Origin of the sequence: Bartonella sp. AP9QHHD (assembly GCF_042195625.1) — a bacterium.
Lineage (GTDB): Bacteria > Pseudomonadota > Alphaproteobacteria > Rhizobiales > Rhizobiaceae > Bartonella.
Map to the genome: position 1 here is coordinate 99,385 of NZ_JBHIOP010000047.1, position 14,579 is coordinate 113,963.

15 protein-coding genes are annotated in these 14,579 nt (G+C 39.0%); 6 read left to right on the top strand and 9 right to left on the bottom strand.

Annotation, left to right across the window (positions count from 1 at the left end):
* The first annotated feature begins 107 nt into the window (after nucleotides 1-107).
* Nucleotides 108-548, top strand: coding sequence for a PRC-barrel domain-containing protein (locus tag ACFIK4_RS03960; RefSeq protein ID WP_375611176.1), 441 nt, complete (start codon nucleotides 108-110; stop codon nucleotides 546-548).
* Between the two features lie 159 nt (nucleotides 549-707).
* On the opposite strand, the gene ychF is transcribed toward ACFIK4_RS03960, so the two are convergent.
* On the bottom strand, nucleotides 708-1,811 hold the full coding sequence (ychF, locus tag ACFIK4_RS03965) for a redox-regulated ATPase YchF (protein WP_375661796.1): 1,104 nt from the start codon (nucleotides 1,809-1,811) through the stop codon (nucleotides 708-710).
* 265 nt (nucleotides 1,812-2,076) lie between these two features.
* On the opposite strand from ychF, the gene ACFIK4_RS03970 reads away from it, so the two are divergent.
* Complete coding sequence (locus ACFIK4_RS03970; RefSeq protein ID WP_375611178.1) at nucleotides 2,077-2,820, top strand: L,D-transpeptidase; 744 nt, start codon at nucleotides 2,077-2,079, stop codon at nucleotides 2,818-2,820.
* 221 nt (nucleotides 2,821-3,041) lie between these two features.
* On the opposite strand, the gene pth is transcribed toward ACFIK4_RS03970, so the two are convergent.
* Nucleotides 3,042-3,623, bottom strand: coding sequence for an aminoacyl-tRNA hydrolase (gene pth / locus ACFIK4_RS03975; RefSeq protein WP_375631640.1), 582 nt, complete (start codon nucleotides 3,621-3,623; stop codon nucleotides 3,042-3,044).
* 75 nt (nucleotides 3,624-3,698) lie between these two features.
* Nucleotides 3,699-4,328, bottom strand: a complete 630-nt coding sequence (locus tag ACFIK4_RS03980; protein ID WP_375611180.1) for a 50S ribosomal protein L25/general stress protein Ctc — start codon at nucleotides 4,326-4,328, stop codon at nucleotides 3,699-3,701.
* 292 nt (nucleotides 4,329-4,620) lie between these two features.
* On the opposite strand from ACFIK4_RS03980, the gene ACFIK4_RS03985 reads away from it, so the two are divergent.
* Nucleotides 4,621-6,120 carry a helicase HerA domain-containing protein gene (locus ACFIK4_RS03985; protein ID WP_375612981.1) on the top strand — a complete coding sequence of 500 codons (1,500 nt, stop codon included), beginning with the start codon at nucleotides 4,621-4,623 and terminating at the stop codon, nucleotides 6,118-6,120.
* On the opposite strand, the gene ACFIK4_RS03990 is transcribed toward ACFIK4_RS03985, so the two are convergent.
* The 4 genes from ACFIK4_RS03990 to lgt form a co-directional block, all read right to left on the bottom strand.
* Nucleotides 6,117-7,049: a ribose-phosphate pyrophosphokinase gene (locus ACFIK4_RS03990; RefSeq protein WP_375606345.1), complete on the bottom strand. Its 933-nt coding sequence runs from the start codon at nucleotides 7,047-7,049 to the stop codon at nucleotides 6,117-6,119. The two genes, ACFIK4_RS03985 and ACFIK4_RS03990, sit on opposite strands and share 4 nt — an antisense overlap.
* A gap of 472 nt (nucleotides 7,050-7,521) precedes the next feature.
* The gene (gene pgeF, locus ACFIK4_RS03995; RefSeq protein ID WP_375612980.1) at nucleotides 7,522-8,313 is read right to left on the bottom strand and encodes a peptidoglycan editing factor PgeF; all 792 of its coding nucleotides are present in this window, start codon (nucleotides 8,311-8,313) and stop codon (nucleotides 7,522-7,524) included.
* A gap of 102 nt (nucleotides 8,314-8,415) precedes the next feature.
* The gene (locus ACFIK4_RS04000) at nucleotides 8,416-9,495 is read right to left on the bottom strand and encodes a class I SAM-dependent methyltransferase (RefSeq protein ID WP_375620698.1); all 1,080 of its coding nucleotides are present in this window, start codon (nucleotides 9,493-9,495) and stop codon (nucleotides 8,416-8,418) included.
* Nucleotides 9,470-10,348 carry a prolipoprotein diacylglyceryl transferase gene (lgt, locus tag ACFIK4_RS04005; RefSeq protein WP_375675061.1) on the bottom strand — a complete coding sequence of 293 codons (879 nt, stop codon included), beginning with the start codon at nucleotides 10,346-10,348 and terminating at the stop codon, nucleotides 9,470-9,472. The genes ACFIK4_RS04000 and lgt overlap by 26 nt, the downstream gene beginning before the upstream one ends.
* Before the next feature lie 305 nt (nucleotides 10,349-10,653).
* On the opposite strand from lgt, the gene ACFIK4_RS04010 reads away from it, so the two are divergent.
* Complete coding sequence (locus tag ACFIK4_RS04010; protein ID WP_273791228.1) at nucleotides 10,654-10,899, top strand: accessory factor UbiK family protein; 246 nt, start codon at nucleotides 10,654-10,656, stop codon at nucleotides 10,897-10,899.
* Nucleotides 10,900-11,304: 405 nt separating this feature from the next.
* Entirely contained in the window at nucleotides 11,305-11,805 is a 501-nt protein-coding gene (locus ACFIK4_RS04015; RefSeq protein WP_273724125.1) for a YbjN domain-containing protein, read from the top strand.
* Between the two features lie 45 nt (nucleotides 11,806-11,850).
* Here the strand turns inward: ACFIK4_RS04015 and ACFIK4_RS04020 are convergent, their stop codons facing one another.
* On the bottom strand, nucleotides 11,851-13,191 hold the full coding sequence (locus ACFIK4_RS04020; RefSeq protein WP_375611185.1) for an ATP-binding protein: 1,341 nt from the start codon (nucleotides 13,189-13,191) through the stop codon (nucleotides 11,851-11,853).
* Nucleotides 13,192-13,199: 8 nt separating this feature from the next.
* The gene (locus ACFIK4_RS04025; RefSeq protein WP_375638076.1) at nucleotides 13,200-13,904 is read right to left on the bottom strand and encodes a response regulator; all 705 of its coding nucleotides are present in this window, start codon (nucleotides 13,902-13,904) and stop codon (nucleotides 13,200-13,202) included.
* A gap of 144 nt (nucleotides 13,905-14,048) precedes the next feature.
* Between ACFIK4_RS04025 and ACFIK4_RS04030 the strand changes: the two genes are divergently transcribed.
* Nucleotides 14,049-14,579 (top strand): MBL fold metallo-hydrolase (locus tag ACFIK4_RS04030; protein ID WP_375675064.1); only part of this gene is annotated, 531 nt, incomplete at its 3' end.

A 14,579-nucleotide genomic window follows, 5' to 3' on the forward strand; every position in this document is an offset into this window, starting at 1 on the left:
GATAAGGCTCAAAAGAGTATAGAGTATAAAGAGCATAAGGAACAAATCTTTTTATGATGCATTGAGGTTTTATAAAGTAAAAGCAAAGTAAAAATGGAGATGTTAAAATGAAAAAAATTGCATGTACTACTCTTATGTCAATTTTGATGGTTTCTAGTACTTATGCTCAGTCTTTTGAAGTGCCTTCAAAACCTGAAATGATCTCTTCGACGGGTATTGTACAGGTGGGGATAGATAAGTCTGTGCGTTATGTGACACCTTTAGCAACGGATTTTGTTGCTTCCAGTCTTATAGGCGCCAATGTATATAATATAGAAGATGAAAATATTGGTGAAGTAAAAGATATTATTTTACGTGAAAATAATATTGCAGGATTTGTTATTGCTGTTGGTGGTTTTCTTGGCATAGGCGAGAGTTATGTGGTCGTTTCTCCAGAAACAATCCAGATGACAAATGATTATGGTAAATGGAAACTTATTACAAATGCGACAAAAGATTCTTTAAAGAACGCTCCAACATTTAAATACGAAGGGCGTTGGACACGCTAATTTTATATTTCTATTCTTTAATGGACCAAGCTGTTGCTATCACAATCATATGCTAGCAACAGTTTTTTTGTTCTAAAAGCTCTTGAGAATTTTTGCGACAAGATTCCAAGGAGCTATTATCAAAGTTTTCAAGATAAACTATTAAGACAGAGTGAAGATTTAAGTATTATGTTTAAATAACATGATATCGCCATCTTGCACAATGTATTCCTTTCCTTCATCGCGGGCTTTTCCTGCTTCCTTTGCACCGCTTTCTCCACCCAGAGCAATATAGTCATTATAGCTGATGGTTTGGGCACGAATGAAACCGCGCTCAAAATCTGAATGAATAACACCAGCTGCTTGGGGAGCTTTTGTACCACGCGTAATTGTCCATGCTCGTGTTTCCTTAGGCCCACAGGTGAAGTAAGTAATGAGATCAAGTAAATGGTAACCAGCGCGAATGAGGCGATTGAGACTCGGTTCAAAGAGTCCTAGAGCATTGAGATATTCTGATGCTTCAGCATCACTCAGTTGTGTAATTTCCGCTTCGATAGAAGCAGAAATGATAATGCTTTGCGCATTTTGCTCTGTTGCCATTTTTTCAACTGTTTGGGTAAAGCTATTTCCATGAGCGGCGTCATTTTCGCTTACATTACAAACATAAAGTACAGGCTTGGAGGTTAAAAGATTCAAACTCTTAAGAATGTGGTGTTCATCGGAAGAAATATCTTTGAGTAATAACCGGACAGGGTTTCCCTGTTGCAGTATGTTTAATGCTTTTTCCATAATAGGTAAAATTGTGAGAGCTTCTTTGTCTTTTCCGGTTGCTCGTTTACGGATTTGTATGATTCGTCTCTCAAGACTTTCAAGATCCGCAAGCATGAGTTCGGTTTCAACCGTTGTCGCATCACAAACAGGATCAATACGTCCCTCTACATGGGTAATATCTTCATTTTGAAAACAGCGTAAAACGTGGACAATAGCATCGACTTCGCGAATATTGGCTAAAAACTTGTTTCCTAAACCTTCGCCTTTTGAAGCTCCTCGCACAAGCCCCGCAATATCGACGAAGTTAATGCGTGTAGGAATCATTTCTTTTGAACCAGCGATTGATGCAATTTTTTCCATTCGTAAATCTGGAACAGCAACTTCTCCGGTATTGGGTTCAATGGTACAAAAAGGATAATTGGCAGCCTGTGCAGTGGCTGTTTTTGTTAATGCATTAAAAAGAGTTGATTTCCCGACATTAGGTAATCCGACAATACCGCATTTAAAGCCCATGAGAGTCTTTCTTTTCTATTAATTTTATGGTCAAGATAAAGCTTCCTTTTTATAGCATATTTTCAGAAGAGTTATAGTCCTGGTCTTGCGATAAGTGAGAAAAAAGTCTAAAGTAATAGGTATCTACTTTTTTACCTTAGTTCTTCTTACCTTATTGTTCTCCTTAGTTACAAGGATAAGAAAACTTCGAATTAATGTTAATATTGTGCTAAGTTTTTCATGGTATGCAAATCTGCATAAATAATTAATCGGAGAAAATAGAAGAGTGTTATCTCGTTGTGCCTTTTTAATTGCAGCACTTTTGGCTTTGGCTGGATGTGCTACACGTCAGTCAGATATGTCATCGGTACCTTTTCAACAAGTTCGATACATTCCACCAGAAATACAGGCTTTGTATGGTCCTGTAACGAATGAGACCTATTCGTTACCTGCTGTTGATCTTGCGACAATTGATCCAAAATATTGGCGACAAGAGGTGATTTATTATACATCTTATGCGCCTGGAACATTGGTTATAGATACGCAAGAGTGTTTTCTTTACCTTATTGGTGAAAATGGAAAAGCTTTGCGTTATGGGATTGGTGTCGGTAAAGAAGGCCTAGCATTTGAAGGTGAGGGGGTTATACAGCGCAAGCGTCGGTGGCCAAATTGGGCTCCTACTGCAGCTATGATGGCTCGAGAACCAGAACGTTATGGTCATCTTGGGAAAGGAATGCCACCAGGGCCCGATAATCCATTAGGTGCGCGGGCACTTTATTTGTTCAAAAATGGGAAAGATACACTTTTCCGTATTCATGGCTCACACGAATCGTGGTCAATTGGGCGTGCTATTTCAAGTGGGTGTATCCGTTTGCTTAATCAAGATATTATCGATCTTTATGATCGTGTTCCCATTGGTTCGCGTGTTGTGGTATTGCAAAACAATAGGAGTATTCCTACAGTTTATAGTCAACAATCAAATGGTTACGATCCGCTACAGTCGACCATTCAGCCAAATGATTTTTTTTAATTTAGGGGAGAAGATTGGAGAGAGCTGTGTTTGCTGTTCAATCTTCTCTTTCTCTCAAAAGAGAATATAAGCCTTTCTTCTTCAAAGGTGTATACAAGCTTGTATTCTGTTCTATTTTCTAGCTTCTCACGTTGCCAACAGATTTTGCCTTTGAGAAAGTTTATAAGAGGATTTTTTTAAGAGTTCTTATTCATATTCTTCACGCGACAGGGGCACGCAAGCTAATGGTTCTGATTGTGTTTTATCGTTTGTGAAACTTCATTCATAAAGAGGGATTTATCATCTTTTATAAGGAGAGCGATATTTTTTGCAATTGTCTCTAAGAGAGGGGATAACCATTCTTGATCAGATTTGGTAAAATTCCCCAAGACATGTTGATGAACAAGTTCTTTGCTTCCAGGATGACCAATTCCTATGCGTATACGACAATAGTCAGTACCACAATGGGCATCAATAGACTTAATGCCATTATGCCCATTATGTCCTCCACCAATTTTTATACGAACTTTCCCCGGTGACAGGTCTAGTTCATCATAAATGATGATCAAATTCTTTAAATCTAATTTATAAAATCGCAAAGCTTCACCGATAGCTTGACCAGAAAGATTCATGAAAGTTTGTGGTTTTATAAGAAAAATTTTCTCATTATTTATGAAACCATTGGAGATTTCTGCTTGAAACTTCTTTGACCATGGAGAAAAAGAGAAGGACTGATAAATGGCATCAACAGCCATAAAACCGATATTATGGCGGTTATTTTGATATTGTAAACCAGGATTGCCAAGACCAGCAATAAGCCACATGTGTATCTTCAGTCAAAGTATGAGTAAGGGTAATGTCTCATAAATTAAGGCGGAAAAATTCCCGCCTTTTGAGTTTTATGAAGTTTGTGTGTCTTCTTCATCATTTTCTTGTTCAGAAGTTTCATCGCTGACATCCATGCCAGCAGGAGCTGCAATGGTTGCAATGGTAAAGTCTCGATCTTGGATGATGGGAGTCACATCTTTTGGCAGTTGCACTGCTGAAATGTGAATAGAATCACCAATAGAGTAGCTGGAGAGATCAATTTCAATAGCTTCAGGAATAGCACTTGCTGGAGCTGTACATTCAATTTCGTGCCGAACAATATTGAGGACACCACCCTTTTTAAGTCCAGGTGCCGTATCTTCATTGAGGAAGTGGACAGGAATATTCACTTCTACAACGGATTTTGCTGAAATGCGCAAAAAGTCTACATGGAGGGGAAAGTCACGCACGGGATCTAATTGATAATCTTTTGGCAAAACCATAATTTTTTGCTTGTCAAGAATAATCGTTGCAATGGTGGTGCGAAAGCCACCAGCATGAATTTTGTAGAAAATTTCTTTATAGGGAACTGTTATTGCCAAAGGTGGTTGTTTTTCACCATAAATGACAGCAGGAATAAGACCGTTGCGGCGAAGTTCACGGGAGGACCCCTTACCAACCCGCTCGCGTTTTTCGGCCTTAAGAGTGTAGCTTTTGCTCATAATTTAAGTCCTTTTTACATGATTGGAGATCCTTCAAAAACAGTAATAGTTTTTGCATGGATATGAAGATATGCGCTAACCAACAGCGATCACTCCATTCTACGTTGCCTCCAAGGGTGTCTACGCAGAAGTTTGTTCTATAGTTCAAACTATTCATAGATGCAAGAGTTGTGGGAAAAATCGATGATTTCTACCGTTAAAAAGGAGGAAATGTTACAAATTACGGTGTGGATGGAGAATCAACCAATATGTGCTGGCACTGATATGTTCAAAATCAAACACTGGAGATGTTATGAAGGTTGAGATTGCCTTGGGTGAGATGTCAGAAAGTCGTGCTTTGCATAAATCGATGCCAGCACTTCTTGATTTGGAAGAATTATTGGCGACACGTCTTCTTGTACAAGGTAATTCTGGTTCAGGGAAATCACATCTTTTACGCCGTCTTCTGGAGCAAAGTGCTCAGTGGGTGCAGCATTGTGTAATTGATCCAGAAGGCGATTTTGTAACTTTGGCAGATAAATTTGGTCATGTTATTGTAGAGGCTCAACGGAGCGAACTAGAATTGACACGTATTGCGCATCGCATTCGACAACATCGGGTTTCGGTGGTATTTAATCTTGAAGGTTTGGACACTGAACAACAGATGCGTGCTGTAGGGGCTTTCCTTGGGGCACTGTTTGATGTGGAACGTGATTATTGGTATCCTATGCTTGTCGTTGTCGATGAAGCACAATTGTTTGCTCCAACTGCAGCAGGAGAAGTTTCTGATGAAGCGCGTAAAATTTCTTTGAGCGCTATGACCAATCTGATGTGTCGAGGACGTAAACGTGGTCTTGCTGGTGTTATTGCGACACAACGTTTGGCTAAGCTTGCCAAAAATGTTGCGGCTGAAGCTTCAAACTTTTTAATAGGGCGGACTTTTTTAGATATTGATATGGTGCGCGCCGCTGATCTTTTGGGGATGGAGCGTCGCCAAGCGGAAATGTTTAGAGATCTTGAACGGGGAAATTTTATAGCTTTAGGCCCTGCTTTATCACGACGTCCCTTACCAATTATTATCGGTTCTGTTGAAACTTTGGCACGCTCTTCTAGCCCTAAATTAATGCCACTTCCAACAGAGCGGGATGATGTGCAAGAGCTCGTTTTTACTGCTTCACCAGAGGAAATTTTAACGCCATTTAAACAAACACGAGAGCCGATGAGGGAAAAGTCAATGCACGAGATGTTAGAGGAGGTCGTGCATAAAAAACAAGAGTTGTTAGAAGAAAACCCAAGTTTATTTCCTGAACTTTCTGATGTTGAGCGTGACGGGCAAGCAGAACATATTATTCGGGAAATTCTTGAGGATTCTGAAGCTTTTTATCGTTCAACAGCGGTGCTTTATCAAGATTTTTCAGTTCGTTGCCGTATCCATGGGATGTCAAAGGTTCCTTTTAATCTTTCACAATTTCGGCGTAAATTGGCTATTGCTCAGGCTTTTGTTGATGAACAAACGGCTGTCAGTGAACATTGGAAACATATTTTGCAGATATCAGAAAGTTTGGAAGAAGATGTTCAAGGAGTCTTCTTGAACGTGGCACAGGCCGCATTAGGGGGAAAGCCATGTCCATCTGATGCATTTTTAGCACGTCTTTATGGGACTCATTCTTTAAGCCGTGCACGCCGACTTTTAACCTACTTTGAAGAGCGTGGACTTATTGTTATTCACACGCATTTTAGTGGTCAACGTATTGTTGCCTTTCCTGATCTTGGTGTTGAAACAGCACCGGGAGACCCCAAGGAACCACTTTAACCAAATAAGCTGGAAACCGATTGTTCTGCTGCTGTCCTTGCTATTGCTTCTCCCATAAGGTCGGCAATGGGCAAAACACGAATATTATGGGTTTTCTCAATAGCTTGTGTTGGCATAATTGAATCTGTAATAACCAATTCTTTCATCTCTGAATTAGCAATTCGCTCGATTGCATTACCAGAAAGAACACCGTGCGTGATATAAGCTGTGACACTATTGGCACCATGTTTAAGCAGAGCACTTGCTGCATTGCATAAAGTTCCACCTGAATCAACAATATCATCAAGCAAAAGGCAATCTTTTCCCGATACATCTCCAATGATATTCATAACTTCTGATTCACCGGGGCTTTCGCGACGTTTATCCACAATAGCGAGCAAACTGTTCAAGCGCTTGGCAAGCGCGCGCGCGCGAACCACACCACCCACATCAGGTGAAACAACGATAACATTTTCAAGAGAATAATGCACTTTGACATCGCGAGAAATGACAGGAACAGCATAGAGATTATCCGTAGGGATATCAAAAAAACCTTGAATTTGTCCTGCATGAAGGTCCAATGTTAAAACACGATGGGCCCCTGCTTCAGTAATGAGGTTGGCAACAAGTTTTGCAGAAATAGGAGTTCGTGGTCCTGGTTTTCTATCTTGGCGGGCATAGCCAAAATAGGGGATAACAGCTGTAATACGACGCGCAGAAGAACGACGAAGGGCATCAATCATGATGAGTAATTCCATCAAATGATCATTTGCGGGATAGGATGTAGATTGCAAAACAAAAACATCTTGTCCACGTACATTTTCATGCAGTTCTACGAAAATTTCTTGATCAGCAAAGCGCTTTACAGTTGCTTTGCCTAAGGGGATGTTCAAATAATTTGCAACATCTTCAGCTAGGCGTGGATTAGAATTTCCGCAGAAAAGTTTCATAGTAGAACCTCTGAATCATCATGGTGGGAATGCGACACGGTTTTTAATTTCTTTTTATTAAATTGCAAGAGAACAATTACAAAAGCCTTACAATTTTATCGATTATTATTAAAGAACTATGCAGTATGTTTTCTCTTTTTCCAAAAGTTTATTACTTTTAGAGCAAAGTTTTTCTCCATGCGGCAAAGAAATACATATTGATTAAGCTTTTTGGTTATTACTTTATAAAAATACTTTCAATATGGGGAATGTTTCATATTTAAGATGAATGAAGGGGAGTAATAAAAAGAAGTATCATCTTGCCTTCAATCATTATAACTAAACATTGAAAATGATCATAGCGAAGGCTATCATATTTTATGGGCTGCTAGATAATTTCGTGAAAAAAGCAAAGTACAATGGGATTTATTTTTACATTTGGGTAAAAAGTTTAGTTTTGCAGTTTTGGTATTGTTCTCAAGCATAAAGGGGCTCATCTTTTGTTTTTCAGCATAATAGCAGAAATCTGCCGTCCGTAATCGGGTTCGTTGCGGTGTATTGCACGGCGATAGGAGAAAAAACGCTGTTCATCTTGATAGGTACAAAGCTCTACACAAGAAGCATTAACACCTGCTTCTTTGAGTTGGTTTATAATAAATGCCCATAGATTAAAATAAAAGCGATTTATTTTGTCTGTTTTTAAAAAATATTTTTGGTATTTGCTGTGGTAATCAATAAATTGGTCGTAAAATTCATTTGTTACTTCATAGTGATAGGGGCCAATACAAGGTCCAAGGACTGCTGTTATTGATTGTCTTTTGGCTCCTTGTTTTTCCATAACAGCAATTGTTTTCTCGATAATTCCATTTAAGCTTCCACGCCAGCCAGCATGAGTTGCAGCGATGACTCTAGCTTGTGGATCAGCAAACAGAATGGGGCCGCAATCTGCTGTAAGAACCCCAATAACGAGTTCTGGGGTGGTTGTAACCAGAGCATCAGCTTGAGGAGGTGCACCGATAGTTGCTTGATGAGCTACGACAACGTTACAGGAGTGTATTTGATTAACTGTGACTAAATTTTGCGCTTCAATAGAAAAATAATTGGCAATCAAAAGACGATTCTGTACAATATATTCAAGTTGATCATTTGAACCTTTCCCAACATTAAGACTATGATAAAGATTTTTTGAAACACCACCTTGACGTGTAAAAAATCCATGTTTTATTCCATGGGGGTGTAAAGTAGAAAGATTTTTTGCAAGAATGGGATGAGGGATAGATTTCATAAAAGTTCCTTATGGAGATTATTTAAAGTGAGGATGGAGATGTTCATATTTGTCAATGAATATTTCAGATAATGATGTGCTTATTGACAAAAGCGCCGATCATTAAAATTGGGGAGGTATGGAGATATTTTTATCACTGAAATGTAAAACTTTAAATAATTTTCCCATCTGATCTGGACTAGCGAGCCGTTCGATGTCTTGGCGGATTTTGTCTTGCAAAGGAGCACTTTTGCCAACTCCAAGCTGGTTTGCGCGCTCCAGTAGCCCCATTTTAAAAAGAAATTCTCCTTGCTCTAAGATTTCAGCAAAACAGCCCTGTTCAAGAGCTATGTTTTTTAAAAAAGAAAAATCAACATGGGATGTTAAATCATGTTCACCAGGGGCATCAAAAACATCACGAAATCTATGTTTTGAGAGTGCTTGCAAGGTATCGCCAAAGGCAAGCTCACAAGCACCATAGTCGATAAGTAAAGCAGAACCTGTCACTTGCACTAAATGGTGGCTGATTTGTTGCATGAATTGATGCCGTAAGGGGGCATGTTCAAAAATTGTTCCGTCAGGCACTTTAGAACAATAGGTTTGTAGACAAGAAGAGGGAAGTTTATGCGGGGCAGCAATAAAGATGAAATCTCCATTTTGATTGACTGTAATGCGGCGCTCTTTCCATTCTCCATTGACTTTAATATATTGGTTGATAGGGAGTGTATCGAGAAATTCATTAGCAATGAGGAAGAGAGGATTTGAAGGAATTTGATTAAAATTTTCAATGCTATGGATTTGTTTTTGATAAGAGAAAAGGCGCTTTTTTTGTTCTTTTGCAAGTTTTTTGCTTATTTCGATCAGAAAAATTTCAGCAGCATTAAATGCCGTTTGAGAGAGCTTTTGGATAGTTCGCAAAATGTCATCCATCAAAGTTCCTCGTCCTGGACCTATTTCAGCGAGAATAAAAGGGTGAGGGCACCCTTGAGCTTTCCAGCTTGCAAGAGTCCAAATGCCAATCATCTCTCCAAATAATTGGCTTATTTCAGGTGCTGTAATGAAATCACCAGCATGTCCAAAAGGGGTTTGTGTGTGATAATAACCAAATTGGGGATCGGTGAGTGCCAACGTCATATATTGGCTAACAGTGATTGGTCCATTAAGGACAATAATTTCTTTAATTTTTTCTTTGAGATTGGCCATTTTCTGTCGGTTTATATTTAAAGGCGTGGAGAAGAAGATAAAACCCTACAAGAAGCATGGGAAGAGATAAAGCCATGCCATAGGTAAAACCAGTAGAATGGAAAAGAGTCGAAAACCATTCTGGATCTTCTTGAGGCGCACGGTAAATTTCAGAAATGCTGCGTGTTACTGCGTAGCCTATAATAAATGTTCCTGATACAGTACCGGGACGTTTTAATGCTTTGAACCCAAAAATAAGAAGACACAGGATGATGAAGAGAAGAAATCCTTCCATAAATGCTTCGTAAAGCTGGCTTGGATGGCGCGGTAAATAGTAAGGATCGAGAGGAAAACAAACAGCCCAAGGACGTGTAGTAATATTACCCCATAATTCTTGGTTAATGAAGTTGCAGATTCGTACAATGCCGATACCAATAGGAGCACCTGCAGCAATGATATCAAACATGGCTCGTATGTTAATACGATTTTTACGGGCAAACCAGATCATAGCAATGATAATACCAATAAGTCCGCCATGAAAGGACATTCCCCCATCCCATACGGCAATAATAGCACTTGGATGGTTAAAATAGTAAATGGGATCCCATACAAGAACTTGTCCTAAACGCCCTCCGACAACAACACTTATGGCAGACCAGACAACAAAATCTCCGATTTTTTCTTTATCCATAGGAGGATAGTTTCTATACCATAGAGATGTTTTTTTTAATAATTTTTGCGCATACCACCAAGCAAAAAGAATACCCAGCACGTAACCAAGTCCATACCAATGAAGTGTTATGGGACCTAGCTGGATAATAACAGGATCAAGAAAAGACGGAAAAGCAATGGCTGGACAGGCGAGATTGTTCATGAATTAAGCATTTTACATTATATGAGATGAATATGAAGTGACTCTAATGGTCAGAAATGACAGATGAATACACAATGGTCAAGTCAGTAGGGAGGCTAGTCAGAAAGGGAGATAGATTTCCACTGATTTATCGCGGTAAAAAATATGGTGATAAAAGGAATATTAAAAAATCTTAAACAAAATCATTATGAAAAATCTGCACAGTATGTAAAATATAGAGTAAAAGGAACAAATTACAGTATCTAAATGTTATGAGAATACGCTATAATGCGTGCGTCAATAATTAAAATTTAAGGAAAAAGGTTATGCGTAATGGATCAAATCGTATTCTTGATGAATTAGCAAAATTAGCAACGGATGCTGCTGACGTTGCGCAAGGCATACGACGTGAAGCTGGAACAGCTTTTCGTGTGCAGGCTGAAAAGATAGCAAACAAACTTGATCTTGTTTCTCGCGAAGAGTTTGAGACTTTTAAGGAGATGGTGCTGAAAATCCATGCTGATAACGCTGATTTGAAAAGACGCCTTGATGATTTAAAAAAAGATGATTAAAAAAAAACGCAGACACAAAAAAGTAAAATAGTTTAAAAAGAAAGAATCTTCAAAAAAATATCCCCAATTTTTCAATATGATGCGTGAAACTAAAAAATGCTTAATCTTGAGTCTGTTAGAGCGGAGCATTTGTTTATTTTTGATTTTTTTTTGGGTAAAGTACATTTTTTTGAATCAGGGGGGCTGGCGCTATGAAATTGTATCAATACACTGAAAAGACTTGATGATTCGTTTTATGACTATCAGGTTGCCCTAAACAGCGCGATTGTGTTCTGGGTGTTTGTGTACTGTCGATGTTTTTATGTGTATTTGTTTGGTGTAAAGGTTCTGATTGTAGCAAAATATTGTTACAGTTGAGACGGTTTATATTCTGTTGACAATGTTTTAAGATGATTGAGGATTGTGATGAGGCTTGCATTTTGCGCCACAGAAAGAAAAGAGCACCCTGTTGACTTTATCGAACAGATTGCCTGTGAATATGATTGGTCGTTTGAGCGGGATGCACAAGATGAAATTAGCGTTTGTGTGGAAGGAAAACGCGCAAACTATCGTCTTGCTTTTTCATGGATGGAAGAGCATGAAGCACTTCATTTAGCTTGTTCGTTTGATCTCTCTATTAAAAATGCTCGAACAGCTGAAATACAGCGCTTATTGCTAGCAATTAATGAAAAGTTGTTGTTGGGACATTTTGATTACTGGCAAAGGAATAATTCAGTTATTTATCGACAAGGTCTTCTTTTGGCTGGTGGGATGCATCCATCTCATATACAGGTTGAAACATTGTTGATACATGCACTTAAAGCCTGTGAAAGCCATTATGTTGCATTTCAGATGGTTGCTTTGTCGGGAGAAAGTGCTTACAAGGCACTACAGTACACTTTGTTTGAAACTGTAGGGAATGCCTAAAATATACAGTCTGTTATTTTTACAGACGGTTTGCGGAAATATTGCTCATAGGGGGACATCAAGAATAGCGCGCACTCCCCCGAGTGGGCTCTCATCTAATTGTATATTGCCACCATGGCTGCGTGCTATGTCTTGAGCAATAGAAAGACCAAGTCCTGTTCCACTTGCATCTTGATTTCGCGCTTTATCAAGTCGAAAGAATGGCTTAAAAACTTCTGTGCGCATATTTTTATGAATTCCAGGTCCATTATCATCGATTATTAATATAAAAGATTCTTGTTGAGAGTTAGCGGTTAGTTTAACGGTCGTGCCGTAACAAAATGCATTTGATACAAGATTGCTGACCAAGCGTGTAAAAGCACGGGGACGTACTTGTATTTCTGTAGGACCTTCAATAGTGTAAGAAAATTGACGTTTGTGAAGACGAGCATCGGTGGAGAATTTTTGCATAAGAGCATTTAAATCAAAAGTCTTGACACTTTCACTTCCTTCACCACGAGCAAAAGCAAGATAATCTTCTAACATATTTTGCATGTCACTTACATCTTGCTCAAGCGGTTTAATATCAAAGTCAGTATTTACTAATGCCAGCTGAAGTTTAAAGCGTGTAAGAATGGTTCTTAAATCATGACTTACTCCTGAGAGCATCATGGTACGTTGTTCAATTTGGCGTTCAATACGTTCACGCATGCGTAAAAAAGCGATGCCTGCACGTCGGACTTCATCAGCTCCTTGTGGTTGAAATCCTTTTGGTAAAGGACGACCGCGTCCAAAGCTTTCTGCTGCTTCAGCCAATTGTTGAATCGGTTTGATTTGATTGCGTAAAAAGTAAATTGCTATCAGCAATAAAACAAGAGCTGTTCCTACCATCCAGCTTAAAAAAATAGCAGTATTGGAAGCATAGGCTTGGCTGCGTGGAGCAAAGACGCGTAAAATGTTGTGACCAAGGTGGATACGGATTTCAACAAGATCAGAATCTCCTACGGTATCGATCCAGAAGGGACGGTTAATTTGGCGGGTGATTTCTTCACTTAAAAAATAGTCAAGAATTGCAAAAAATGGCTTAGGTCCTGGAGGGGGTAAGGAGGTAGGAGATAGAATAGAAATATTTAATCCCATACGTTGTTGTGCAATACGCTTGATATCTTCATAGTTATCTTGTTGGGGATATGTTTCAAGAATATCAATAATGGCTGAAATATCATGCACGACAGCCGTTGAAAGACGCTCCGTTACCATTTGCCAATGGCGTTCCATAAAGACATAAGCAATCACCGTTTGCAGAAGCACCATGGGAGCAATGATAATGATCAAAGAGCGAGCATAAAGCCGTTTAGGCATTTTTTTCGTTAACCATCGAAGAAAAAATCTTAAAGGTTTGATCATTCTTGTGCCTATTCAATAGAGAGTTTATACCCTATTCCTCGCACGGTTTGGAGCCATATAGGCAGTGCTGGGTTTTTTTCGATCTTACGACGAAGGCGGTTGATCTGCACATCAATGGCACGTTCACTTATATTGCTGTCATCGGTCGCGAATTTATGGCGCGGAATTGTATCGCCTGCATTTTCGGCAAACATGACCATCATTTCTTGTTCTTTATCTGTTAATTTAATAATTTCTCCTCCTTTTTTGAGTTCGCGTCGTGAAATTGAAAATATATAAGGACCAAAAACTATTTGCTCAATTTTAGGTTGGTGAGGGGGAAAACCACGTCGTAAAATGGCGTTGATGCGAAGGAGAAGTTCACGAGGGTCAAACGGCTTAGCCAGATAATCATCTGCCCCTGCTTCTAATCCACGGATACGATTGTCTATTTCTGATAAAGCTGTTAACATAAAGATAGGGACATCTTTTGTTTGGCGGAGTGAATGAGTGAGATCAATACCGTTTTCGCCAGGCATCATGACATCAACAATAAGAAGATCAAAATCTAAACTTACTAACAGTCGTCTTGCTTCATTCGCATTAGCTGAAACTGAAACACGAAATCCATTTTTAATGAGAAACTGAAATAAAAGATTGCGAATACGTGTATCGTCATCAATCACAAGAAGGTGAGGGGCATCGTCACACAAAACTTGAACGTGATTGCTCATTCTTAAAAAAACCTTGATAAAAATTTAGTTTACACAAAATGCAAGTTTACATAAGTTGTATAAAGCTGTCGAGCAGCACCTTTACCTTAAAGGAAAGAAAGTTTTATTTATAAATTTAAAAAAGTTATTTTTGAAAAGGATATTATGGGTAGTCTTAATATACATATTATTCCAGTTACGACATTCCAACAAAATTGCACTTTGCTTTTTGATAGTGAATGTAAAACGGGGGTTCTCGTTGATCCTGGTGGTGATTGGCCACGAATTCAAGACGTAATCGAAAAGAATGGTGTTATCGTTGAGGCTATTTGGATAACACATGGTCATTTTGATCATGTAGGAGCAGCAATGCAAGTGAAAGAAGCGCTTAATGTAAAAATTATCGGTTCACATCGCGATGATAAGCCTGTGATGGATGCCGTGAGCGAAAGCGCAAAAAATTATGGCATCACTGATGCTTGCATCTGTATTCCTGACCAATGGTTAGAAGATGGTGAGTGCGTTCATTTTGCTGGACATGTGTTTAAGGTTTTTCACACCCCAGGACATTCCCCTGGTCATGTTATTTATTTCAATGAAAAAGAGCGCTTAGCTCTCTTGGGTGATGTTCTCTTTCGTGGTTCTATTGGACGTACGGACTTCCCCTTCTGTTCTTATGAAAAATTGATGCAATCT

Excerpts from the sequence above, each read along its gene's own strand:
- ACFIK4_RS03960 (WP_375611176.1), top strand. The coding sequence starts at position 108 with ATGAAAAAAATTGCATGTACTACTCTTATGTCAATTTTGATGGTTTCT.
- ychF (WP_375661796.1), bottom strand. The coding sequence starts at position 1,811 with ATGGGCTTTAAATGCGGTATTGTCGGATTACCTAATGTCGGGAAATCA.
- pth (WP_375631640.1), bottom strand. The coding sequence starts at position 3,623 with ATGTGGCTTATTGCTGGTCTTGGCAATCCTGGTTTACAATATCAAAAT.
- ACFIK4_RS03980 (WP_375611180.1), bottom strand. The coding sequence starts at position 4,328 with ATGAGCAAAAGCTACACTCTTAAGGCCGAAAAACGCGAGCGGGTTGGT.
- ACFIK4_RS03985 (WP_375612981.1), top strand. The coding sequence starts at position 4,621 with ATGAAGGTTGAGATTGCCTTGGGTGAGATGTCAGAAAGTCGTGCTTTG.
- ACFIK4_RS03990 (WP_375606345.1), bottom strand. The coding sequence starts at position 7,049 with ATGAAACTTTTCTGCGGAAATTCTAATCCACGCCTAGCTGAAGATGTT.
- pgeF (WP_375612980.1), bottom strand. The coding sequence starts at position 8,313 with ATGAAATCTATCCCTCATCCCATTCTTGCAAAAAATCTTTCTACTTTA.
- ACFIK4_RS04000 (WP_375620698.1), bottom strand. The coding sequence starts at position 9,495 with ATGGCCAATCTCAAAGAAAAAATTAAAGAAATTATTGTCCTTAATGGA.
- lgt (WP_375675061.1), bottom strand. The coding sequence starts at position 10,348 with ATGAACAATCTCGCCTGTCCAGCCATTGCTTTTCCGTCTTTTCTTGAT.
- ACFIK4_RS04010 (WP_273791228.1), top strand. The coding sequence starts at position 10,654 with ATGCGTAATGGATCAAATCGTATTCTTGATGAATTAGCAAAATTAGCA.
- ACFIK4_RS04015 (WP_273724125.1), top strand. The coding sequence starts at position 11,305 with ATGAGGCTTGCATTTTGCGCCACAGAAAGAAAAGAGCACCCTGTTGAC.
- ACFIK4_RS04020 (WP_375611185.1), bottom strand. The coding sequence starts at position 13,191 with ATGATCAAACCTTTAAGATTTTTTCTTCGATGGTTAACGAAAAAAATG.
- ACFIK4_RS04025 (WP_375638076.1), bottom strand. The coding sequence starts at position 13,904 with ATGAGCAATCACGTTCAAGTTTTGTGTGACGATGCCCCTCACCTTCTT.